The 23831-nt window shown below is 44.3% G+C and carries 12 protein-coding genes and 5 pseudogenes; 8 read left to right on the top strand and 9 right to left on the bottom strand.

Annotation, left to right across the window (positions count from 1 at the left end; genetic code table 11):
* Positions 1-314: 314 nt before the first annotated feature.
* The 5 genes and pseudogenes from MO387_RS11505 to MO387_RS11525 all read right to left on the bottom strand — a co-directional run bounded on the left by MO387_RS11505 (position 315) and on the right by MO387_RS11525 (position 7110).
* On the bottom strand, positions 315-2186 hold the full coding sequence (locus MO387_RS11505; RefSeq protein ID WP_242326299.1) for a hypothetical protein: 1872 nt from the start codon (positions 2184-2186) through the stop codon (positions 315-317).
* Positions 2161-2910: pseudogene (locus MO387_RS11510) on the bottom strand (IS5 family transposase). Before MO387_RS11510 ends, MO387_RS11505 begins: the two are co-directional and overlap by 26 nt.
* A 674-nt stretch (positions 2911-3584) precedes the next feature.
* The gene (locus MO387_RS11515; protein ID WP_242326300.1) at positions 3585-4046 is read right to left on the bottom strand and encodes a nucleotidyltransferase domain-containing protein; all 462 of its coding nucleotides are present in this window, start codon (positions 4044-4046) and stop codon (positions 3585-3587) included.
* 127 nt (positions 4047-4173) lie between these two features.
* Positions 4174-5409 (bottom strand): annotated as a pseudogene (locus MO387_RS11520) (tyrosine-type recombinase/integrase).
* Positions 5410-6129: 720 nt separating this feature from the next.
* Positions 6130-7110: an IS5-like element IS5 family transposase gene (locus MO387_RS11525; protein ID WP_000019402.1), complete on the bottom strand. Its 981-nt coding sequence runs from the start codon at positions 7108-7110 to the stop codon at positions 6130-6132.
* A 68-nt stretch (positions 7111-7178) separates the two neighbouring features.
* Between MO387_RS11525 and MO387_RS11530 the strand changes: the two are divergent.
* The 4 genes and pseudogenes from MO387_RS11530 to MO387_RS11545 all read left to right on the top strand — a co-directional run.
* Positions 7179-7937 (top strand): annotated as a pseudogene (locus MO387_RS11530) (IS3 family transposase); the annotation flags it as partial.
* Between the two features lie 419 nt (positions 7938-8356).
* A complete protein-coding gene (locus MO387_RS11535) occupies positions 8357-9307 on the top strand; it encodes an IS1595-like element ISKpn3 family transposase (RefSeq protein ID WP_005342491.1) in 951 nt (316 codons plus the stop codon).
* A gap of 175 nt (positions 9308-9482) precedes the next feature.
* Positions 9483-10595 (top strand): two-component system response regulator, encoded by a 1113-nt coding sequence (locus MO387_RS11540; RefSeq protein WP_242326301.1) that lies wholly within the window; start codon positions 9483-9485, stop codon positions 10593-10595.
* 36 nt (positions 10596-10631) lie between these two features.
* Positions 10632-13061 carry an ATP-binding protein gene (locus MO387_RS11545; protein ID WP_242326302.1) on the top strand — a complete coding sequence of 810 codons (2430 nt, stop codon included), beginning with the start codon at positions 10632-10634 and terminating at the stop codon, positions 13059-13061.
* Here the strand turns inward: MO387_RS11545 and MO387_RS11550 are convergent.
* Positions 13051-14163 (bottom strand): ISAs1-like element ISKpn9 family transposase, encoded by a 1113-nt coding sequence (locus MO387_RS11550; protein WP_242326303.1) that lies wholly within the window; start codon positions 14161-14163, stop codon positions 13051-13053. The genes MO387_RS11545 and MO387_RS11550 overlap by 11 nt on opposite strands.
* A 222-nt stretch (positions 14164-14385) precedes the next feature.
* Here MO387_RS11550 and MO387_RS11555 point away from each other — a divergent pair, with 222 nt between their 5' ends.
* Positions 14386-14724 (top strand): hypothetical protein, encoded by a 339-nt coding sequence (locus MO387_RS11555; RefSeq protein ID WP_242326304.1) that lies wholly within the window; start codon positions 14386-14388, stop codon positions 14722-14724.
* A 346-nt stretch (positions 14725-15070) separates the two neighbouring features.
* On the opposite strand, the gene MO387_RS11560 is transcribed toward MO387_RS11555, so the two are convergent.
* Positions 15071-16162 (bottom strand): methyl-accepting chemotaxis protein, encoded by a 1092-nt coding sequence (locus MO387_RS11560; protein ID WP_031858080.1) that lies wholly within the window; start codon positions 16160-16162, stop codon positions 15071-15073.
* 555 nt (positions 16163-16717) lie between these two features.
* Between MO387_RS11560 and MO387_RS11565 the strand changes: the two are divergent.
* Both MO387_RS11565 and katB read left to right on the top strand, forming a co-directional pair.
* Positions 16718-18703 (top strand): annotated as a pseudogene (locus MO387_RS11565) (Tn3-like element Tn3 family transposase); the annotation flags it as partial.
* Between the two features lie 30 nt (positions 18704-18733).
* Positions 18734-19138, top strand: a pseudogene (katB, locus tag MO387_RS11570) (catalase KatB); the annotation flags it as partial.
* Between the two features lie 149 nt (positions 19139-19287).
* Here the strand turns inward: katB and norW are convergent.
* Both norW and norV read right to left on the bottom strand, forming a co-directional pair.
* Positions 19288-20454, bottom strand: a complete 1167-nt coding sequence (norW, locus tag MO387_RS11575; protein ID WP_226060099.1) for an NADH:flavorubredoxin reductase NorW — start codon at positions 20452-20454, stop codon at positions 19288-19290.
* Positions 20447-21955, bottom strand: a complete 1509-nt coding sequence (gene norV / locus MO387_RS11580; protein ID WP_115406196.1) for an anaerobic nitric oxide reductase flavorubredoxin — start codon at positions 21953-21955, stop codon at positions 20447-20449. The genes norW and norV overlap by 8 nt, the downstream gene beginning before the upstream one ends.
* A gap of 181 nt (positions 21956-22136) precedes the next feature.
* On the opposite strand from norV, the gene norR reads away from it, so the two are divergent.
* Entirely contained in the window at positions 22137-23786 is a 1650-nt protein-coding gene (gene norR / locus MO387_RS11585; protein ID WP_226060100.1) for a nitric oxide reductase transcriptional regulator NorR, read from the top strand.
* Positions 23787-23831: the final 45 nt, after the last annotated feature.

Raw genomic sequence — 23831 nt, forward strand, 5'->3', positions numbered from 1 at the left:
TACAGAGATCAGAAATTGTGAAGCGGTTGGCGCTGTAACACTCAACCCAGATAAGGCACCAGAAGAAGGCGTAATAAATGCAGCTTAATATTTAAACAAAGAGTGACAACTATCTTGAAAAACACCGTCTTGGGTAAAGTGCTAGTACCTTTAGATACTTTGTCGTATTAGTAAAATTTGATCAACTGACACGTTGTAAGTGGAGTCGCTGATAGGCCTTATAAATCGAAAATGGACAATTTCGTGTTACGAATAGAAACAACACAAATCCAGTTTGCATGAGAAAATGTATGCAAAAATTCCAACCGCATTGATCAATGTTTATGGTTCAATATCTTTTTATCGCAATAAAAGTTAATCACTACATGGTAAATAGAAACATCAACGTTACCACGCTGAAGTTCTTCTTTTCCCATCCAAAAGGTATCTGAATCTTCACCATTTACAGTTTCAAGAGCATAACCATTTGCTTTGGTAAAACCTTTGTGCTGACGTTGTTTTATGTGGTTCTTATACTTATTTAATAGGGTGACAAAATCATTATCGAATGCATATACGACAACAAATATCGTATTAAAGCCCTCTTGAGCATACCCCGCCAACTTATCCATATGCTCATTGATATCGGTAATACCCCATTTAAGAAGGCGAAACGCTTCAAATAACGCAATACGTCTACTTTGATTGTTATCTACTATGACACCATCCACCTCACCATAGCTTTTACCTGAAGATGAACTACCTATTTGACTTTGATCCGAAATATGAAGTGGAGAGCTTTTTTCTCTCATATTAAAAAGACTACAAAACCATTGATTTATTCGATCTTCGTTTGCTGGCTTACTAGAATATCTAGATGAGATTTCCTCATATTTGACAGGTATGTAAATATTTTTACTGCGGCTAAGCAATTCTTTAGAGACTGAAGAAACTGTATCAACTAAATACTCTTCAACAGAGCTATTATTTGTTATCTTCACATATGTTTCGACATCACTACCGTTGATAAGTTTAAAGCTATTTGCTAGTTGCTCAGGACTTCTTTGATTCCTTTCTGCAAAACGGTCGATATATTGCGTAGCAGATGATTCCTTCGCTAAAGCATTCATTATAGTGTCGTTTATTTTGTCTAATTCATCTGGCAGTGCTTCATATTGACCTAGGAATCTAATATAAGATGAAAATGCTATATCTGCTTCTTTTACCAATTTATGCTTGAGCAGTAATTCACAGTAAGGTGTAAGTAACTGAGGAAGAAATTTCTGAGCTGAGCTCAATAGTTCCCATGTTTCCCTCATTGAACTGATGTCATCAATCGTTGAGTAAGCATGCAGTATTCCAGATATCCACAGTAATGGATAACTTGAGATAACGGACCATTGCGCTTTTGCCGACTGTTCTACTTTTGACAAAGCATTTCGAATCAAAGTTATATTTGAAGCTTCATGATGGTTAGCAATATACGCATGTAACAGCATTACAATATGTTCTGGGTTACTAGTATCTTCGACCAGTCTTTCCAAAATAAGAATGCTCTTTTTGGTATCATGTTCGATTAGATAATATGCTAGATAGTAGCGTCTAAAATATTCACATTCGTTGTAATTATTTTTCTCTTTATAGGTAAAGGGAATAGGGATATCGTTAATATGTGATTGAAAATCAGGGTCGTATTCGTCTTGGTTAATAGCCAATAATGTAACGTCTAATTTATATTGATAACACTTTATCAATTGGCGTTTTTCAGCAAAGAGGTGATGATGATGATCTTTGAACCTACCTTCATTCAGTTCATGACTAGCTTGATTAAGAACGGTCAGAGCAAGATCAAAATCAGAAGCACGGTATGCTGATACAAATGTTTTTTCTAAAACATCCAAAGAGCTCTTATCAATATTGTTTATTGCGAGTTTTGTAATTGCTGATTTGATAAGCACTTTTCTTGAAGGATGAATACAAGCCTCCATCAATTGGAAAAGCTGTGAGTTTGTTAGGATCTCGTCATTTGAATCAAGAAAGTCTTCGAAGTCTGAATCATCGATTTTGTTTATATAGACACAGAAATCAGGCCATAGATCGTAAGTATTTACTCCAATAGTGTGAAATAATCCATCTCTTTCATTAGTACTGAAGCCTAAATTGTTAGGGCCTGTTGACGTTTCACATGGGTAGCCAAAGGAATGCACATGCCATGGCTACCACACTTTCATAATTTCGCTTGAGTTTGTCATAGCGTGAAGCCACTGCCCGGTAATGCTTTAGCCGAGCGAAGATGTTCTCCACTAAGTGTCGGTAACGATAAAGCCCCCAGTCCATATCAGCATTGCCTTTCACTGAGTTACGTTTTCTGGGGATTATAGCCTGACCACCCTGTTGCACAATTTGTGTTCGTATTGCTTCACTGTCTTAGCCTTTGTCTGCTACCACGACTCCTGCAGTCGATAGCTTTGCAATCAAGGAAGCGGCCTGTGTGCAATCGTTGATTTGGCCTCCAGTAATTTCAAACTCAACAGGCAAGCCGTGTGCATCGACCACCATGTGAATCTTGCTGGTATTGCCACCCCGACTTTTTCCTATCGCTTCATCAGTGCCGCTTGCTGCGCCTGCGCTATGCTGGTGAGCTTTCGCAAAACTGCCATCAATAAAAGCCCACTCCATGTCAGGGTCAATGACTAATCCTTTAAAAATCTGAAGCCATTTCCCTGATGCTGACCACGCATTAAAACGTTTGTAAATACTGCTCCAGTTGCCAAACGCCTTGGGTAAGTCTCTCCAAGGGCACCCTGTCCGCATGCGATATAGCATGCCTTCTACGGTCATTCGCAAGTCGCGCTTGTTATAGATGGCATTGTGAAGCAGAATTACTTTCAGCTTCGACCAGTGTTCATCACTGAGCATCAGTCGGGGCATAGCAAACTCGTATCGATGTTGGGTGAGATCTTCAAAGATACGGGTTTGCGCATATAATTCAATAGCTTGTGACGAAACGTCAACAGGCCCTAGCTTTATCATTAAATCGTTTGGCAATGATAAAACTTTAACGTCTGCTGATCGTGTCCTTGCTTCTCTTGCTGCCAGCTATCGCGGAAAGTCTGTTGCTGTTCATATTCAAAGACCATCGTTAATCAAGCACGTCTTGTTTGTCGATGTTGCAGAAGATGGTCAGGTATTCGATTCCTACTCGGCAAAATCTATCACGGTTGAGTTACTTCAATCGAAGCAATGAGCAGTTCGTTGTTATGTTTATCAATTATCACTTTATCAATCTTCCTCGACAGCTTTTGTCAACTTCACATAGCAGACGAGTTTAGTCTGCTATACCACTTTTTTTACTCAGTAGCGCATTTTTCTCTCAGGGCGAACGCATGAACGATTTTTGAGCTAAACAGCTCTGTGAGTCGAGCTCGAAGTGAGCTAAAAACACTTACCAACGCCAATCAAATTGGTTGTTTATTGTTCAAGTCAAGCAGCAATTACAACGAGACAACCTTTGTGCGTTCCAAAAACAAACACTCATGCGGACGCCCTGATCAATCACCTTATCAGTTAAGCAATGGCAAGTTAAAATGTTATGCTTGCCGTTCTCAGTGTTCAGTAACACTAAGGCTTAAACGCAATGACTTGATATAGGCATTATTCAAAATAATAAAGTGGCTTTGGGCTGAATAATCGAGCTCCATTTGCGACATTATGCGAGACTTTTCTTGCATTCTTCGACCTTCATCTCGACTAAAGATAAGTTTGTTGGCATTAATAATTCCGAAAGCCAGAGGGATAGGTGCTAGATTGATATCGACAACGGAAAGCTTCCCTTCGGCTAGCCCCAATACCCTTTGCCAATCCATAGCGAGCAGTTCGGCTCTAATACGAGTATCAAGCACACTGTCCGCCTTTACCGGGTCGAATGCGACGGCTAAATCCCAATCGCTATGCTCGCTAGCATTTCCTTTCGCCTGCGAACCATAAAGCCATAATACCGCCACCTCAGAATGGCTTGCAGCTAAAGCGTTTAGTTGGTGCAAATGCTGGTTCTGGTCAATAGTCATTGGCTTGGCTTTAGGTTAGTCATGAAGTAAGAGTAACAACCCTGAGTCTGACTTAACAGGTTAGATTCGTTTGTCACGTCCCCTAACCTTTTAACTCAGGAGATAATATCTATTCGGCCTTAACAGGTCATGCCCCTAATTTTCTTGAAGTAGCTGTTACTGACAAAGAGCCAACTGCTGCAGTGGCAATATGGTTGCTCCACCACTCCATTAACTTGGTCCGTCGCTCTAGGTAGGTCGTGCGATTGTAGGCACTGCGGATTTGGTTTTTATCAACGTGGGCTAACGCTGCCTCAATGACATCACCATCAAAACCCTGTTCGTTTAAGGTAGTGCTCGCCAGCGAGCGTAAACCATGACCCGTTGTTCTTCCCTTTAATCCCATTCGCCCTAATGCTTTGTTTATGGTTTCAGGATCTGTGTGCTTTTTAGGATCTTTAGATGACGGGAAAACAAATTGGCTCTGTTCACTAATCGGCTTAACAGTTTAAAGTATCGCGAGAGTATGCTCTGTAAGCGGGATAATATGCTCACGATTCATTTTCATGCGTGATTCAGGAATAGTCCAAAGTTTGGCATCAAAATCGATTTCTTCCCAACGGGCTCCAGCCGCTTCATTTGGCCTGGTCATTGTGTGCAATTGCCATTCAATCAAACACCGGGTCGTTAACAATAAATTGGCGTTTGCAACGGTCTGTAGCAACTCAGCTAGCTCCGCTGGTTTTAATGCTTTTAGATGTTCGACTTTGCTCTTTCTAAAAACGTCTCGAATACCTGACAAAGGATTGGCGTGAATGTAACCAGAGTTAACTGAAAAGTTGATGATTTCATTCAGCAACTGAGCGGTACGCTTAACCGTTTCAAGATGCCCCTTTTGCTCTAGGGGCTTGAGCGCGGCAATGGCTATAGGAGCCGTGAGTCTGCTAATCGCAATACTCCCCAGCTTAGGGAAGGCATACAGCTCAAGCTTGCGCCAATTACCTTCAATGGTTTTAGCCTTAATACTTCCCTGTTTTGAGTCCATCCACATTTGTGCAATATGCTTGAGAGTTTGAGCGTTCTCTGTTGCCGCTTTTAATTTGTTTTCAACTTTAAGTAATTGGGGGTCGATGCCTTCGGCCAAATGTTTTCGCGCTTCTAGTGCTTTATCTCTCGCCTCAGCTAAGGATACGTCAGGGTATGAGCCTAAACCAAAATAGGTGGGTTTGCTGGTGGAGGGGCGTATGTATCGAAATTCCCATGTTTTCCCTGCTGTGCGCACATAGAGATAGAGATTGCCACCATCTGACAATCTATAGGGCTTTGCTTCCGCTTTAGCATTGAGCACCGCTTTTGCAGTCAGCTTATTTGTACTTCTTCCCATACCGTTCTCCTCCCTCAAATTAAGCCCCAAAGTAATGCTTGATTTTGGCATTATTTCGCACTCTAAAATCAAGCATTACTTATCACTGAATAAATTCAGATAAATCAGGATATTGCCAATTTAAATCTGGGCTATAAAATCGAGAAAATCAAGTAAAAAAACGACATAAAAAATGGGTATTTTTTGAAGTGAAAAGTAATGCATAAATTTGCCAAATTTCCTTGGCATTACTTTTGGCATTACTAAAGATTTCGGATGCAGTAGGATGGTATTAAACAATATAGGATGGTAAGCTATTGATTTTTATAAAATACAGATAAGAAAAAAGACGCCCTAGGACGTCTTCAAACTTGAATTTGGCGGTGAGAGAGGGAGTCGAACCCTCATTCTCGTACATTACAGCACAAATATAACCTTCAATTTCAATAGCTTACGCATTTTTTGCCGCAATAAAAGCCGCGTAATTGTCTCAGGTAATTGCTATGAGACTTATCGTACTTTTATATAGAAAATTAATGAAATGTCAACCACATAGATTGTGGCAATTCACTGCGTTGTTGGTCACGGACAATTAAGGAAGGTGCGAATAAGCGGGGAAATTCTTCTCGGCTGACTCAGTCATTTCATTTTTTCAGTTTGAGCCGATTTTTTCTCCCGTAAATGCCTTGAATCAGCCTATTTAGACCGTTTCTTCGCCATTTAAGGCGTTATTCCCAGTTTTTAGTGAGATCTCTCCCACTGACGTATCATTTGGTCCGCCCGAAACAGGTTGGCCAGCGTGAATAACATCGCCAGTTGGTTATCGTTTTTCAGCAACCCCTTGTATCTGGCTTTCACGAAGCCGAACTGTCGCTTGATGATGCGAAATGGGTGCTCCACCTTGGCCCGGATGCTGGCTTTCATGTATTCGATGTTGATGGCCGTTTTGTTCTTGCGTGGATGCTGTTTCAAGGTTCTTACCTTGCCGGGGCGCTCGGCGATCAGCCAGTCCACATCCACCTCGGCCAGCTCCTCGCGCTGTGGCGCCCCTTGGTAGCCGGCATCGGCTGAGACAAATTGCTCCTCTCCATGCAGCAGATTACCCAGCTGATTGAGGTCATGCTCGTTGGCCGCGGTGGTGACTAGACTGTGGGTCAGGCCACTCTTGGCATCGACACCAATGTGGGCCTTCATGCCAAAGTGCCACTGATTGCCTTTCTTGGTCTGATGCATCTCCGGATCGCGTTGCTGCTCTTTGTTCTTGGTCGAGCTGGGAGCCTCAATGATGGTGGCATCGACCAAGGTGCCTTGAGTCATCATGACGCCTGCTTCGGCCAGCCAGCGATTGATGGTCTTGAACAATTGGCGGGCCAGTTGATGCTGCTCCAGCAGGTGGCGGAAATTCATGATGGTGGTGCGGTCCGGCAAGGCGCTATCCAGGGATAACCGGGCAAACAGACGCATGGAGGCGATTTCGTACAGAGCATCTTCCATCGCGCCATCGCTCAGGTTGTACCAATGCTGCATGCAGTGAATGCGTAGCATGGTTTCCAGCGGATAAGGTCGCCGGCCATTACCAGCCTTGGGGTAAAACGGCTCGATGACTTCCACCATGTTTTGCCATGGCAGAATCTGCTCCATGCGGGACAAGAAAATCTCTTTTCTGGTCTGACGGCGCTTACTGCTGAATTCACTGTCGGCGAAGGTAAGTTGATGACTCATGATGAACCCTGTTCCATGGCTCCAGATGACAAACATGATCTCATATCAGGGACTTGTTCGCACCTTCCCTAGCCTGCAACATCTTCAAGGTCAGCGAAGGCTGTTATCGCTATCAACCCATGCTCGCCGATGAAAACCAGCTTATTGCGGATTGGTTGCTGCGTATCACCAACAGCCAGCGGAACTGGGGCTTTGGCCTCTGCTTCCTCTACCTGCGTAACGTCAAAGGGTTTGCTTGGAACCACAAGCGGGTCTACCGGATCTATCGGGAGCTTGAACTGAACTTGCGCATCAAGCCCAAGAAGCGACTGGTACGTGAAAAGCCGCAGGCTCTGGCCGTACCTGCCCAGCCTAACCACTGCTGGTCGATGGATTTTATGCACGATCAACTGAGCGATGGTCGGTCAGTGCGACTGTTTAATGTGATCGATGATTTTAACCGCGAGGCGCTGTGCATTGAGGTCGATTTTTCATTGCCCGCTTCACGGGTCAAGCGCGCACTGGAGCAGGTGATTGAGTGGCGTGGCAAACCGGCGATGATCCGGTGCGATAATGGACCAGAATATATCAGCGAAGTGCTCAAGGCGTGGGCGGCGAAACAGGAGATCACCTTGGGGTATATCCAACCAGGCAATCCTCAGCAGAACGCGTACATTGAGCGGTTTAACAGAACGGTACGTTACGATTGGTTGGCTCATCATCTGTTTGGCACACTGGAGGAGCTCCAAGAGTTTGCAACACAATGGCTATGGGTTTATAACCATGAGCGGCCCAATATGGCGCTGGATGGTTATACCCCAAAGCAGCATCTGACAAAGGCTGCATGACCTCTACTTTTGAATGCCCCTAAAAATGGGGGGATTACCATTGTAGATACAGAACTGGATCACATGCACCACGACCAGTGGTGCAACCTAGAAAAAATGGCTACTGAGCTATCCTGCCTGGGGGGCGAGTACCGACAGATCTATGAACAATCCTCGCTACGCGAGAATGATAGCCATAGCTATCGACTGAAGGAGAAAGTTAGCAAAACCTGATCGCAGGTGGATCAATTTTATTGGCCAAAAGTGGATCAATTTTAATGGCCATTGACAAGTTCGATGATAGAATCAATCAAAAGGTTGTGGAATGGTTGTTTGCTGGAAGATCGGTTTAAGTTATTTGTATTCCTGATTACCCATGATTAGCAGTCAGTTACCACGAACTATACTGATCTTACGTACAGTTATCGAGGTGCGAGATCATGGCCAAAAGCAAAATCCAATTCCAGAAAGGCTACAGCCTGTTTGAGTTTCTCAAGGACTATGGCACTGAGGCTCAGTGCGAAAACGCGCTGTTCACTTGGCGTTTTCCTAACGGCTTTGTCTGCCCTGAATGTGCCAACAAGACCTGTTGTCGCCTGAGAAGGCGGCCACGTGTGTGGCAATGCAATCACTGCCGTCACCAGATGTCATTGACTGGAAACACGATTTTCGCAAACACCAAGCTCCCACTGACCAAGTGGTTTCTGGCAATGCACCTGTTGTCACAAACCAAAACAGGCTTGTCAGCGATGGAGCTAAAGCGCCAGTTGGGCGTCAAATATGACACCGCCTGGATGCTCAAGCACAAGCTGCTGCAAGCCATGAAAGAGTCCGATGACAAGCAGCCCATCAGCGGCATCATTCAGCTCGATGATGTCTACTGGGGTGGCGAGCGCCGTGGTGGCAAACGGGGTCGGGGCGCGGCAGGCAAGACGCCGTTTGTGGCAGCAGTGGCCCTGAACAAGGAAGGACATCCAATCAAGATGCGGATGACGGTGGTCGATGGTTTCAAAACCAAGTCCGTTGCTGATTGGGCAAAACGGCATATTGCCAGTGGTAGCGCGGTGATATCCGATGGATTGGCCTGTTTCAAAGCGGTCAAGGAGGCCAATTGTGAGCACCTGGGTGTTGTCACCGGGGGCAACCTGGACTGGCTGGATCATCCGGCATTCAACTGGGTAAACACGATGATAGGAAATGTGAAAAACTCGCTGCGGGGCAGTTGCCATACGCTCGGAGCGAAGCATTTACCAAGGCATCTTGCGGAATACTGCTTCCGGTTTAATCATCGTTTTGACCTCAAGAGCATGTTGGTTGAATTGGGGCATGCAGTCGTGGCAAGTCCTCCGATGCCATATCGGCTCTTGAAGCTGGCTGAGGGTCATGGGTAATCAGGTTTGTATTTGTGGCTATTTCGATACTTTATTGCGCGACGTTCATGATGATACCGATTCTAGCCTATTTCATCTTTATTTTAGTAAAGAGTTCAAGATCATTAAGTGATTATTGACATAAATATTATGCACTAAATCGCAATTTGCCGTATTGCTGCCAAAAGGAGGAAGAATGTTCGATTTTTCTTCATCGAAGCCAACTGTATTGGTTATCGACGATATTCCAGAAAACCTCACGCTGATGTATCAGCTACTTAAAGATGATTATAAGGTAAAAGGGGCAAACGGCGGTGAGCGCGGGCTTACACTTGCCGAAACTGCTAATCCAGATTTGATCTTGCTCGATATCATGATGCCGGAAATAGATGGTTATCAAGTATGCCAGCAGCTTAAATCAAACCCAGCAACCAGTGATATCCCGATAATATTCCTCACAGCTAAAGCTGAAATAGTCGATGAACATAAAGGGCTAAAATTGGGTGCCGTTGACTACATAACCAAACCAATTAACCCAGAGGTCGTGAAGGCACGTGTTAAAACACATGTATCTCTCAAAGTGGCTTCCGATATCTTAAAAGACAAGAATCAAGTGCTAGAGCAAGAGGTCGAAAGACGAACCAACGAAGCTTTGCGGCAAAAAGAAGAGCTTCACGCAATTCAAGATGTTTCCATTTATGCCATGATTTCGTTAGCCGAAACCCGCGATAACGAAACGGGTAACCACATTAAACGTACCCAAGCTTACATAAAACGTTTAGCAGAGCAATTACGCCAAAACTCGCGTTATGTTTCAGAACTGACCGATGACTTTATTGCCCTGTTATATAAATCAGCGCCTCTGCACGATATCGGGAAAATAGGCATTCCAGACAACATCTTGCAGAAAGAAGGCTCCCTGACCGACGATGAATTTCGAGTGATGAAAACTCATACCACCATCGGTTATGAAGCGATTAAAAATGCTGAGAAAGTATGCGGCCAGCCTATGAAGTTCTTGACTGTCGCAAAAGAGATCGCCTACTCACATCACGAACGCTGGGATGGTGAAGGATACCCATTAGGTCTTGCTGGAGAGCAAATTCCGTTGTCCGCCCGACTCATGGCTATAGCAGACGTCTATGATGCGCTCATCAGCAAGCGAGTTTATAAACCTGCGTTTTCACATTCAGACGCAGTAAATATCATTGTGTCAGGCAAAGGCACTCAATTTGACCCTACTATCATCGATGCCTTCGCTGAAATTACAGATGAACTCGATGCCATTGCTCAAGAATACACTAACTAGATAAGACAAGTACTTATAGCCGTTTCTGGAACAAACATGAAAGACAAGAAAATCACCACGCAATCGTGGATGTGGCGTTCAATGGTCAAAACCGGAATCATTCCCCTCATTCTGGTGGAATCGGTTCTTATTGCCGCTTACCTAATAAGTAACCATTTTATCAGTACCGACAACATGGAATACATTTACACACAAGTAAATGAAGAGTTGAAGATCTCATCGGAGAGAGAAGCAGCAATCATTAGAGAGAAGCTGCTCTCAATAGAAAGCTTAACGGCCGTATACCAAAACGAAACAGAACGTGTTTTATCAGAAGAACACACCATTGACCGATCTGAAAAAGATAACCTTGCCGTGAGCGAAGATGGCGTCTTGTATTCTAAACAAGATTTAGGGGGCTCGGCTTCTTTCTACTCTGGTCTTACCGCCGAAAAAGATTGGGAGAAGGTGTATAAACTCGCTCACCTTGACCCACTGATGAAACAAATCATAAATAATAGCGATTTCGTTGCGTCGATTTACTTTAATACCTGGGATTCATACAACCGAATCTACCCGTGGTTCTACACCGTCGCTCAGTACCCTCCCAAAATGGACATTCCGGAGTACAACTTTTACTACCTGGCAAACGCTGAAAACAATCCTGACCAGAAGACAATTTGGACAGATGTTTACATTGATCCTGCGGGCCACGGTTGGATGGCATCGGCTATCGCGCCGGTCTACAACCAAGGTTTTCTCGAGGGTGTTGTCGGGCTTGATATCAAAGTCAGTGACATTATAGAAAGCATTCAAAATCTAGCCATTCCTTGGGGCGGCTACGCTGTTTTAGCGAGTAGTAACGGCACAATTATGGCTTTGCCACCACAAGGAGAACACGATTTTGGCTTGAAAGAACTCACTGAGCACAGCTACCAGCAAGCAATCACCAAAGAGATTTTTAAGCCTGAGGCATTTAACCTGTATAAACGTGATGACACCGCTGACTTGAGCATGCGTTTACTCAAGAACACCAATGGGGTTATGCAGCTCAAACTGAATGGTGAAAATAAACTGCTATCATGGTCGACCATACCAGAAACTCAGTGGCGCTTACTGATGATTGTTGGTGAGAAGGAAATGTATGCGGCTTCTTATGCGCTAGAACAAAAATACCAAAAAATTGGTTACATTCTGATCTTCTGTTTAGTGGTATTCTACACCGTGTTCTTTATCCTCATCTGGCGTTCGTCCAAGAAGACGAGTGAATTTATTGCTAAGCCATTAACTCAGATCCAGAGCATGGTCAATCGAGTCGGGCTGGGTGATTTTAACTTAGCTCATGAAGGCTTCCGTTTAAAAGAGCTCAACGAAACAGCAAACGCGATCATCAACATGGGTGGCAAGTTGGATAAGCTTACCTCCGAACTGACTGAGGCAAAATTATCGGCTGAACATGCTAACCTAACCAAGAGCAAGTTTATTTCAATTGTCAGCCATGAAATACGTACGCCGATGAATTCGATTCTCGGGTTATCTTACATACTGTTAAATTCAGACCTCACGTCTGAGCAGAAAAATAACCTGTTGAAAATCGATAGATCAGGCAAGCATTTGCTGACACTGATTAACAACATTCTGGACCTTTCTAAACTTGAAGCAAATAAGGTTGATATTGAGAAGGCACCATTCGATATTCGAGCGACAATTCAGGATGTGTACGACATTTTTGAGAACAGTTCCAGAAAAAACGATGTTCATCTTATGACTGAAGTTGATCAGTCCATTCCTCAGGTCGTTGGCGATCAACTTCGTATTAAGCAAATCCTCCTGAACTATGTGAGTAACGCCATCAAGTTTTCTAGAGGAGGAGATGTAACCATCGCAGTCAGTGTCGTGCAAAGAAGCGAAAAACATATTCACCTGCTATTTAGTGTCATGGATACGGGGATTGGTTTGTCTGAACACGACCAGACCGTCGTATTTGACAGCTATCAGCAGGCAGACGTCTCAACGACCCGAAAATACGGAGGTACTGGCCTTGGCCTTGCGATTTCTAAGCGCATTACAGAGTTAATGGGCGGTCATGTTGGTGTCGACAGTGAGCTAGATAAAGGGAGCAATTTCTGGTTTACCATCCAACTCGATATTGACCACTCCGGAGTATCAGTAATTCCTAAGTACAAAGAGCTTCCAGAATCTGCGTTCGTTGATACCACTCATCTTCAACACGAGTGTGATATCAAATCAGTCGAGGAGTTTGAGTCTAAAGTGAGCCACCTGACAGCATTGCTAGAAGAGTGCGACTTAGAGTCTGAATTTTATTATTCCAAGTATAAGTCCTGTTTTGAAAAGCTTAATCCGGAACTGAGCTACGCTCTGTCTGAAGCAGTATCAAGTTATCATTTTGATGATGCTCTGGAGCTAATGGTTCAAATCAAAGTCGAGTTAAGTCACAGGGCTGACGCATCAGTGTTTATACTTTGAACAACCCCATACATTCGAACAAATATTGTTCATTCAGACAGCAGAGCCTGCGCTTGTTGGCCATGCTTAGATTACGTGATTTGTTTTGCTTCAGCATGTTCAGTATCCACTGCCTGATGACCGCTAAGTTTTCCCCAGCGAAGTCCGCTCTGGCCTGAAGTTGATCCTCTCCGAACGCAATATCTAAAGTCCAGTGCAGCAGATTTTCTACCGACCAGTGCGCTCGGGTTGCCTTCAGCGCTGAGGTGGCATCCAACGCTCGGCTACTTATATAAAATCTCACGAAATCATAGCCTTTGCCATTTTCAATTCGCTCAGCCTGCACGGCTATGATCGTCTTCGCTTTCCACTGCTGGCAAACTGGCATGCTTTCATCAACCATCAGAACCCAACAACGTCGATGCTCTTTTCGCCCATGTTCTGAGTCAAATTGTTCAGTAAAGCCGTGCCCCGAAACATCGGTTTCATTCTTATCCCAATACGCTTGGAACTGTTCTTTTACTTCAGTATTGAGGCTAGGTTGGTTGTCTTTCACTGCAAGCAGGTAATCACCCGACTTTTTGAGGATGGTGTCGGCGATTTTTACCTGTGTACCCATCGCATCAATACTGACTAAACACCCTTTTAATTCAAGAAGTTGGAGTAGCTCAGGTATTGCCGTGATCTCGTTAGATTTGTCAGCGACTTTTTGCTGGCCAACACACATCCCCAGCTCAGTTGACCAGACATTGACCATATGAACAGCGTTGGCACCTCGCCCTTTAGCGGTAGCACGAAGAGCTTTACCATCAACCGCTAGTTGGCCAACCAGCTTATCATCGCCCATGATGTCGCCGATCCACGCTTGAAAAATGGATTTCAGACTGGCGGGAGGCAGAGTGGCAAAAATGCGGTTGAATGTGTCGTGTGATGGAATGCCGCCAGGCAAGCTCAACCAGCGCCGGAACCATGGCTCTCGCTCTTGAGCAAACAAGGTAATCTCGCTCCAAGTATCAAAACCGCACATCATGGCGCAGATGGCCATGAAAACAACCTCTGACAAGATATGCGAGCACTTGGCCTGATTGCGTGGGTCTGGAATTGATTCAAGGTAGTCGAGCAAAGACTTCTAGGCCATAAAAATAAACAGTTAGTTAAGATCTCGACTATTTACAGCTTGGCAACGCAAGGTACAATTAAAATCGTACTTGGCGCCGCTCAACTGATCGATACTTGATCAACTAGCGCAAAGAATGATCATGCGTCGGCCCTGATTTTTCTCTCCATGTTTAACTAAATCAACATTCTGCAATCAAGTTGATTTAGTTAATATTTAGGAGTTGAAATGGATGTTTTTTTAATGCCATTTTTTATCGATCCAACAGTGGCATGTCAAATTGAAAAACATATTAGATATGAAATTCGAATCTCATTACTAGCTAAATCAATTCTAAAAAAAATGCACCAAACCTTTAGTAAGCAGACATTAGCCGAGTTGGATAAAGTATTCTCTGTTCGTGGATTTTGTCCATCCCTGAAAATCGACGAAATTAGTAATGCTTCAATTTATGAATTATTCAATAGAGAACAGCATACTGATTTAGATAGTGAACTGGTAGATAACGCTTGGGCTTATGCATATCGTTTGGGGATGTGCCGAGTAGATACTTCTGTAGCACATTAGAGGTTCATCAATCCAAAGCGTTGTTCTTTCTTTGAGTTAAGCTCCTGAATGCCAATTTAAGCAACGTTCTGTACGACCATAATAAAGTTTGATAAAAATTATGGGTGTCATGAACGGTAATACCGCTATTGTTTGATAATTTATCTGAGGACGAATTTCAGTTTCTCATAATTAAGTTTGATCATTTTCAAACTCACTTTTGGACAAAACCTTGCCAGTGCCTTTTCTAAATTAGAAAACCATCAATAACTACAGGTATGGCAAATTTACTTGTGAAGTGCTAGTGCGGTGAGTAGCATCGCGCTAGCAAAAGTATTGGGTTAGGTTAGGTGCGCACTAAGTGCCGTTACGTTAAATCACCAATAATCTCATTCATTAAATTGTCAATTTGTTCCACTACTTGTTCGCTGGCGTCTTCCATGGCGTTAATTGCAGTCACCATGCCTGCCATGTTGTCAGATTTGGCTTGACTCATTGCTTCACGTCCACCGTCATGCACGCCTTTGTGTGGTTCTTCAAGCAATGCATAGCTTCTTAAGTGGCTGTAAGCCTTGCCATCGCCGCGGTAGTACCACTGCCCCAAGCGACACTCAGAGTGGCTATTAACGGTTTCACCGAACAAGCCTTTTTGTAGGAGACGATAGATATTGTTCTTCCAAATGGCGTGGTCGAGTTTGACCGTATCCAAGAAAGCGCGTGTGGAAGCAACATGGATTACCTGTTGCATGTGTTCCGATTTCACGACCACTTCGTTGACAATAGAACCAATCTGCGCAGAAGAGGCAGACACTTCCTCAGCACAAGTTTGGTTTTTATCAATCGAGGTTTTAATCGCGTTCACTTGCGTTAGTACTTGGTTTACCAAAGAATCAATCTGCTCACTGGCTTCGCTGGCTTTGCCTGCAAGGTTTCTTACCTCATCTGCCACCACGGCAAATCCGCGGCCTGCTTCACCAGCTCGTGCTGCTTCAATCGCTGCATTTAATGCCAACAAATTCGTTTGATCAGAAATCTCTTGAATAGTCGATACAAGAAGGGAAATAGAAATGGCAGTTTTATCTAATATTTTAACAGATTCAATGCTTTGTGAGGCTTCCGTACTGATCTTCACGGCTCGGTTATCAAGACGAGCAAGAGCTTGATGAGTCTGCTTAAACATTTCATCTAGTTGTTGCAGCTCTTGGTTTTCATGCGCCATAGATTGCGCATTCTCCACCATCTCTGTTCGAATGGTTTGGAGCATATCTCCACCTTTCAAACTGTTCGACAACAACTCATCACTATAGTGGTGTTCCTGTTGAGCGGAGCGAACAAGCTGCTGAACCTCTTGGAGCTGATTTTCCAGAGCGGCAACGTCAGTTTGGTACTTCTGTTTGAGGTCTGCTAATTCTTGCTTTAGCAGCTCATTTTCTGATTTGATTCGTTTTAATCCAAACATTTAATACGACCTCGTTAATTTATGCAGCACTACAGCTTTGTTGTATGAACATATCGATTTCTAATCCGAAACCTAATCATTCTCCACTAAATGATGTACAACACCTAACAATCTGTAGCTACAGATTGTTAGGTGTCGATTATTCCTATTATGTAAAATCTGTGGGTTTCCTATCAGAAACAGCCCTTAAAGCACGTCAAACGCTTTTAGCTAAGATTTTAGACGCTTAATCAAGCGATACAATTCCATACTGTCTTAAAAGTTTATAACGATTTCAGAGCGATTTATAATGCAAAAATCAGCGTGTTCATTTGGGGCAAGAATAGCACAATGCCCCCCATTTTTCGTACTTTGTGAGTTTTGGGTGTCAGATTAGTTATATTTGGTCAAAATTCACTCAATCGATAGCGTGGTTTTTTTGGCGAAACCAATAATGGGGCAAAAATGTGCTAACTCTTAATCCGCACATTCACCAAAAGAGCCAAAAAATATCAAACTATTATATAAATGATCAAACATTATTAAGAATTATCAAACTATTATATAAACGCACAGCTGAAAGAAGAAACACCGGACGAATCGATTCGTGCTGAGGTGTTCAGCTACATCCCCAGGCAAAAGCTGGCTGAAATCATCACGCTTGTCCGTGAAATTGCCCGGCCCTCAGACGATAATTTTCATGAAGAAATGGTGGAGCAGTACGGGCGCGTTCGTCGTTTCCTGCCCCATCTGCTGAATACCGTTAAATTTTCATCCGCACCTGCCGGGGTTACCACTCTGAATGCCTGTGACTACCTCAGCCGGGAGTTCAGCTCACGGCGGCAGTTTTTTGACGACGCACCAACGGAAATTATCAGTCGGTCATGGAAACGGCTGGTGATTAACAAGGAAAAACATATCACCCGCAGGGGATACACGCTCTGCTTTCTCAGTAAACTGCAGGATAGTCTGAGGCGGAGGGATGTCTACGTTACCGGCAGTAACCAGTGGGGAGATCCCCGAGCAAGATTACTACAGGGTGCTGACTGGCAGGCAAACCGGATTAAGGTTTATCGTTCTCTGGGACACCCGACAGACCCGCAGGAAGCAATAAAATCTCTGGGTCATCAGCTTGATAGTCGTTACAGACAGGTTGCTGCACGTCTTGGCGAAAATGAGGCTGTCGAACTCGATGTTTCTGGCCCGAAGCCCCGGTTGACAATTTCTCCCCTCGCCAGTCTTGATGAGCCGGACAGTCTGAAACGACTGAGCAAAATGATCAGTGATCTGCTCCCTCCGGTGGATTTAACGGAGTTGCTGCTCGAAATTAACGCCCATACCGGATTTGCTGATGAGTTTTTCCATGCTAGTGAAGCCAGTGCCAGAGTTGATGATCTGCCCGTCAGCATCAGCGCCGTGCTGATGGCTGAAGCCTGCAATATCGGTCTGGAACCACTGATCAGATCAAATGTTCCTGCACTGACCCGACACCGGCTGAACTGGACAAAAGCGAACTATCTGCGGGCTGAAACTATCACCAGCGCTAATGCCAGACTGGTTGATTTTCAGGCAACGCTGCCACTGGCACAGATATGGGGTGGCGGAGAAGTGGCATCTGCAGATGGAATGCGCTTTGTTACGCCAGTCAGAACAATCAATGCCGGACCGAACCGCAAATACTTTGGTAATAACAGAGGGATCACCTGGTACAACTTTGTGTCCGATCAGTATTCCGGCTTTCATGGCATCGTTATACCGGGGACGCTGAGGGACTCTATCTTTGTGCTGGAAGGCCTTCTGGAACAGGAGACCGGGCTGAATCCAACCGAAATTATGACCGATACAGCAGGTACCAGCGAACTTGTCTTTGGCCTTTTCTGGCTGCTGGGATACCAGTTTTCTCCACGCCTGGCTGATGCCGGTGCTTCGGTTTTCTGGCGAATGGACCATGATGCCAACTATGGCGTGCTGAATGATATTGCCAGAGGGCAATCAGATCCCCGAAAAATAGTCCTTCAGTGGGACGAAATGATCCGGACCGCTGGCTCCCTGAAACTGGGCAAAGTACAGGCTTCAGTGCTGGTCCGTTCATTGCTGAAAAGTGAACGTCCTTCCGGACTGACTCAGGCAATCATTGAAGTGGGGCGCATCAACAAAACGCTGTATCTGCTTAATTATATTGATGATGAAGATTACCGCCGGCGCATTCTGACCCAGCTTAATCGGGGAGAAAGCCGCCATGCCGTTGCCAGAGCCATCTGTCACGGTCAAAAAGGTGAGATAAGAAAACGATATACCGACGGTCAGGAAGATCAACTGGGCGCACTGGGGCTGGTCACTAACGCCGTCGTGTTATGGAACACTATGTATATGCAGGCAGCCCTGGATCATCTCCGGGCGCAAGGTGAAACACTGAATGATGAAGATATCGCACGCCTCTCCCCGCTTTGCCACGGACATATCAATATGCTCGGCCATTATTCCTTCACGCTGGCTGAACTGGTGACCAAAGGACATCTGAGACCATTAAAAGAGGCGTCAGAGGTAGAAAACGTTGCTTAACGTGAGTTTTCGTTCCACTGAGCGTCAGACCCCGTAAACTGCCCACACGCAGCTAAGGCAAATCATCATCAACGTGGCGGTGCTATGGCAGGTACACAATGCCCGTTTAGCCACAGTCAAACCGGTGGTGATGCTAGTCCCAACTATGGCCCAAACAGCAGCCCATCGGCCTTAGTGGAACCGGTTAACTTTACTGAGCCACCACTTCGATTAGAAGGTGAGGCTGCGCGTTATAGTCGTTATAACCAAGACGATTATACTCAGGCGGGTAATTTGTATCGCATCTTTAGTGAAGATGAGAAAGCACGTTTAGTAGCGACTATTTCAGGTTCACTGTGTCAGGCGAGTTTAGATGTGCAGCAACGCATGGTAGGGCATTTCACCCAAGCCGATGCTGATTACGGCCAACGTATAAAGCAAGCGTTAGGTTTATAGAGTATTAGTCATACTTATATAATGGCTTAAATGAAAAAACCGAGGTGATAATCACTCTCGGTTTTTTACCTTTAAATAGCGTTCATTCAATGATTAATAGGCAAGTAACGTCTAAATCAATGTCAAATTAGGTAATGCCAACGCCATCATTAAGCTGCAGCGAGCACAGTATTAGGGCTATTGAGTTGCTTTAATAATCCAAAAGCTTGTTTCATTTTATCTTCTGTTACGATAAATCCGAGTAATATTTCATCTGCATCTAATGCTTTAATACAGGTGCCTTGGGCATCAATATCGACTCGCCAGCGGTGAACGTTACTAACCGTAATACCGCCTAATTGCATCGGTAATAAGGGGGTTTTAACTTTAACGAGCATCGCAGGGAAATTCACCGCAGTGGCTTGATTTAACAAGGTGCTTGCCAGTGCGTTGGCACTCAGTAATGCTGGTTGCAAATAGGCCATGCTTTGACCATTGATGTGAGCACAGTCTCCTAGTGCATAAATATCGCTATCACTTGTTTGTAAGTACTCATTAACTATGATGCCTTTATTGACCTCAAGACCCGCATTTTGCGCAAGTTGGCTGTTAGGTATTAGGCCAGCTGCGCAGATCACCGCATCACAAGTAAAGTGCAGGTCGTTATCGAGACTTACAGCAATACTGCTATCTTGGTGTTGCAGTTGACTTACCCGAGTTTGTAATTGCACGGTTACCCCTTGCTTGGCTAACACCGCAGCAAGTTTTTGGCTTAGCATTTCAGGCAATAAGTTTGCCATTAGGCTTGCCTGCGGGTCGACTAAAAAGACCTGTTTACCCGCAGTCGCTAGATCCATTGCTAACTCAACTCCGACTAACCCCGCGCCGATAACGAGTACTTTTGCTGCACTACGTATATTGGCTTGGCAGGCTTGATACTCGCTTAAGCTGTTAAATGTATGAATAGCATTAATGGCATCGCCACTCATTTTAGGAATAAAAGGCCGTGCGCCTGTAGCGAGCACTAACTTCTCATAGGCGACTTCGCGGCCCTGAGTGCAAAAGACCACTTTGCGATCTTTGTCTATGTGAGTGACCTCACTGTGATTGAGCAAATCAATTTGTTGTTCTTTAGCAAACTCTGCGGCTGTTAATTTAATCAGATCTGCCGCCATTTGCTGGCGACTAAATACATGGCTTAAATCTGGTTTATGGTATTCATCACCTGAGTCAGCGGTAATTAAGGTAATAGCCTGCTCAGTGTTTAATCGGCGTAGCGTTTTCACTAATTGATACGCCGCAAAACCACTACCAATAATGACGATAGGTCTAGGCATGGTTCACCTCACTTTTCTTTACCGCAAAGACGCTTTTACCAAGGCCACATTCAGGGCAGAGGAAGTCATCAGCCACTTGTGCCCAAGGTGTACCAGCCGCGACATCTTGATTGGGCTCACCGTCTTTAGGATCGTAAACCCATTGGCAAACAGTACAAATCATAGATTGTGCATCATCCACTACAAGGCTTGCATTTTTTGCTGGCGCTGGCGTAATGGCAGGTGCTGCGTTTTGATTAACGGCTTGACTAGGTTTAGACATAACCTGATTGATAATCGAACGACTATTTGCGCTGTCGAGTGGGCGCAATGCCCATTCTTTGGCAATACGTTGTCCGTGTTGACGGCATTCTTGCATCGCGTCACGATCAGGGCGCCATTTAACTTTTAAGCCGACAGAGGTTTCAAATCCAGCATCCATTAAACGGGTATGAATTCTATCGACAGCGCCACCATTCCAGCCATAACTACCGAAAGCTGCGGCTTTTTTATTACGAAAGCGTAAGCCAGTGATTTCTTCTAACATAGCGGCAATTTTAGGCATCATCACGTTATTCATAGTGGATGAGCCCACCAAAATACCTTTAGATCTAAATGCTTGTGCTAGGATTTCATTTTTGTCATGGCGGGCAACGTTATATACTTTTACTGCAACATTTGGGTCAACATCATGAATACCTTGGGCAATGCCATCTGCCATCATGCGGGTGTTGTTTGACATAGAATCGTAGAAAATAGTGATGCGGTCTTCTTGATAAGCATCAGCCCAAGCCAAATACTGATGAATAATTTGCGCAGGATTGTCGCGCCACACAATACCGTGGGCTGTCGCAATCATATCTACTGGTAAATTAAAGCTTAATACTTCGTGAATTTTAGCGGTTACTAGGCTGCTAAATGGCGTTAAAATATTGGCATAGTAACGTAGACATTGTTCCATCAATTCATTTTGGTCGACTTCATCGTTGAAAAGACGCTCATCACAATAATGTTGACCAAAGGCATCATTACTAAACAAAACCGCATCCTCAGTCAGATACGTCATCATGCTATCAGGCCAATGCAGCATTGGCGCTTCAATAAAAATCAGTTGCTTACCATTACCAACATCGAGACTGTCGCCAGTTTTAACAGTAATGAAATTCCATTCTGGATGGTGATGGTGACCTACGATAGAGTCGACAGCATTTTCAGTGCAATAAATCGGTGTATTAGGGATTTTGGCCATGAGAGCCGTTAGCGCGCCGGAGTGATCTTCTTCGGCATGATTCATCACAATATAATCGATATCGTTTAAATCAATTTCAGCTTCAAGGTTTTGTAAGAATTGCTGACTAAAGCGATGATCAACCGTATCAATTAGCACGGTTTTTTCTTCGCGGATCAGATAACTGTTATAGCTCGTGCCTTTGGTGATTTTATATTCAGTACCATGAAAATCTTGAACTTCCCAATCGCGTTGACCAACCCAGTGGATATTGTTTTTTACATGAATTGTCATAAATACACCTATTAGATAAGAAAGATACGTTAGAGGATCAGTATGTTATAGCCGCGGCTTAACTCTCTGCTTCCCTTAAGATTGCACTTCTTATGCCAAATCCGTAACTAATTGAAATATATCCATTATATATTTAAATGCAAATGTCAGTGTCATTATGACCATTGATCGCGGTATCATAATGACAGTATTTATTGTCATTATGATACCGCGAGTCTTTAATATGTATGTTCAAGCCGATCTCACCCAATTAGCATTAGATTTAACGATTGGTCTTTCAGCCGAGGATAGATTCGAGCGCTTGCTCGCTGTTGTAAGGCGCCGGGTTAATTGTGACGCAGCAGCCTTACTGGTTTTTAAGGATCAGCAATTTATTCCGTTGGCGATTGATGGCCTATTTACTGAGGTGTTAGGGCGGCGGTTTAAGATTAGTGAACACCCAAGATTAGAGGCCATTGCTCGTGCGGGTGATGTTGTACGTTTCCCTTCTGATAGCCAACTACCTGACCCATATGATGGATTAATCCCTAATCATAGCGATAACTTACAGGTGCATGCGTGTATTGGCTTACCGTTAATCGCCCATGATCGCTTGATTGGTGCATTAACTATCGACGGTTTTAATCCACAGCAGTTTGATAGTTTTAGTGATAGCGAACTGCGAGTGATCAGTGCACTTGCCGCGGCCAGCTTAAATACGGCTTTGTTAATGCAAAAGCTAGAATCCCAAGTCGTGGAGGTATCAAGCGGCACTGAAGTGTTAAATCGTCTTGCTAGTCAGCAGGAGATTATTGGGCAATCGACTGAGATCCAATCGTTAAAACAACAGATTAGCGCGGTAGCCAATACTGATTTATCGGTTTTAATCACAGGTGAAACTGGAGTAGGTAAAGAGCTAGTCGCAGCGGCGATACATAATCAATCGACGCGAGCCGATAAGCCCCTTATTTACTTAAACTGTGCAGCACTGCCTGAGTCCGTTGCCGAAAGTGAACTCTTCGGTCATGTCAAAGGCGCGTTTACTGGCGCCATTAGCCACAGACAAGGCAAGTTTGAATTAGCCAATAATGGCACTTTATTTTTAGATGAAATTGGCGAATTACCCCTAAGCTTACAAGCTAAACTATTGAGAGTTTTACAATTTGGTGAATTACAACGGGTGGGGAGTGATAAGAGTCTAAAAGTAAATACTCGGATTATTGCGGCGACTAACCGTATTTTACATCAAGAGGCAACAGAGGGCCGCTTTCGTTTCGATCTCTATCATCGTTTAAGTGTGTTCCCGATTAATGTTCCCCCATTGAGGGAGCGTGGCCGAGATATCGTGTTATTAACCGGTTTTTTTCTGGAGCGCTGTAGGGCAAAGCTAGGGCTTACGCATATTAGCATCACGCCATCAGCGCAGCAGTTATTAGAACAATATGCGTGGCCGGGTAATGTGCGCGAATTAGAACATGCAATACACAGGGCGGCGGTGTTAGCAAAAGCCGAACTAAAAACGGCGTATATCAGCTTAAGTGATAAACATTTCCAGTTTGATCCTGTGGTCATTCAACCCCAAGCCAATGTGAGCAATGAGCCAACGGCGCGAGTCGAGCCTGTGGTAAAAACCATTGAAGCCCCGTCTGTAATAGCGGCCGAACTTCGCGAATCGTCATTATTAGATACCACAATACTAGGGCTTAGGGCCTCAACAGAGGCCTATCAGCGTCAACTTATCCGCCAAGTTTTAGCAGCGAATCAACAAAATTGGGCGGTGTGCGCCAGAATATTGCAAGTCGATACGGGTAATTTGCATCGACTCGCGAAACGGTTAGGTCTGAAAGCATAAAATTAAATGCAGAGGTTTTATCTCCATTTAATCGCATTATGCTGT

Origin of the sequence: Shewanella sp. N2AIL, from assembly GCF_022690845.1 — a bacterium.
GTDB classification, from domain to species: Bacteria; Pseudomonadota; Gammaproteobacteria; order Enterobacterales; family Shewanellaceae; genus Shewanella; species Shewanella baltica.

Coding starts and splice junctions, on each gene's coding strand:
- MO387_RS11560 (WP_031858080.1), bottom strand. CDS start 16,162: ATGTTTGGATTAAAACGAATCAAATCAGAAAATGAGCTGCTAAAGCAA.
- MO387_RS11545 (WP_242326302.1), top strand. CDS start 10,632: ATGAAAGACAAGAAAATCACCACGCAATCGTGGATGTGGCGTTCAATG.
- norV (WP_115406196.1), bottom strand. CDS start 21,955: ATGACAATTCATGTAAAAAACAATATCCACTGGGTTGGTCAACGCGAT.
- MO387_RS11515 (WP_242326300.1), bottom strand. CDS start 4,046: ATGACTATTGACCAGAACCAGCATTTGCACCAACTAAACGCTTTAGCT.
- MO387_RS11555 (WP_242326304.1), top strand. CDS start 14,386: ATGGATGTTTTTTTAATGCCATTTTTTATCGATCCAACAGTGGCATGT.
- norR (WP_226060100.1), top strand. CDS start 22,137: ATGACAGTATTTATTGTCATTATGATACCGCGAGTCTTTAATATGTAT.
- norW (WP_226060099.1), bottom strand. CDS start 20,454: ATGCCTAGACCTATCGTCATTATTGGTAGTGGTTTTGCGGCGTATCAA.
- MO387_RS11535 (WP_005342491.1), top strand. CDS start 8,357: ATGGCCAAAAGCAAAATCCAATTCCAGAAAGGCTACAGCCTGTTTGAG.
- MO387_RS11525 (WP_000019402.1), bottom strand. CDS start 7,110: ATGAGTCATCAACTTACCTTCGCCGACAGTGAATTCAGCAGTAAGCGC.
- MO387_RS11540 (WP_242326301.1), top strand. CDS start 9,483: ATGTTCGATTTTTCTTCATCGAAGCCAACTGTATTGGTTATCGACGAT.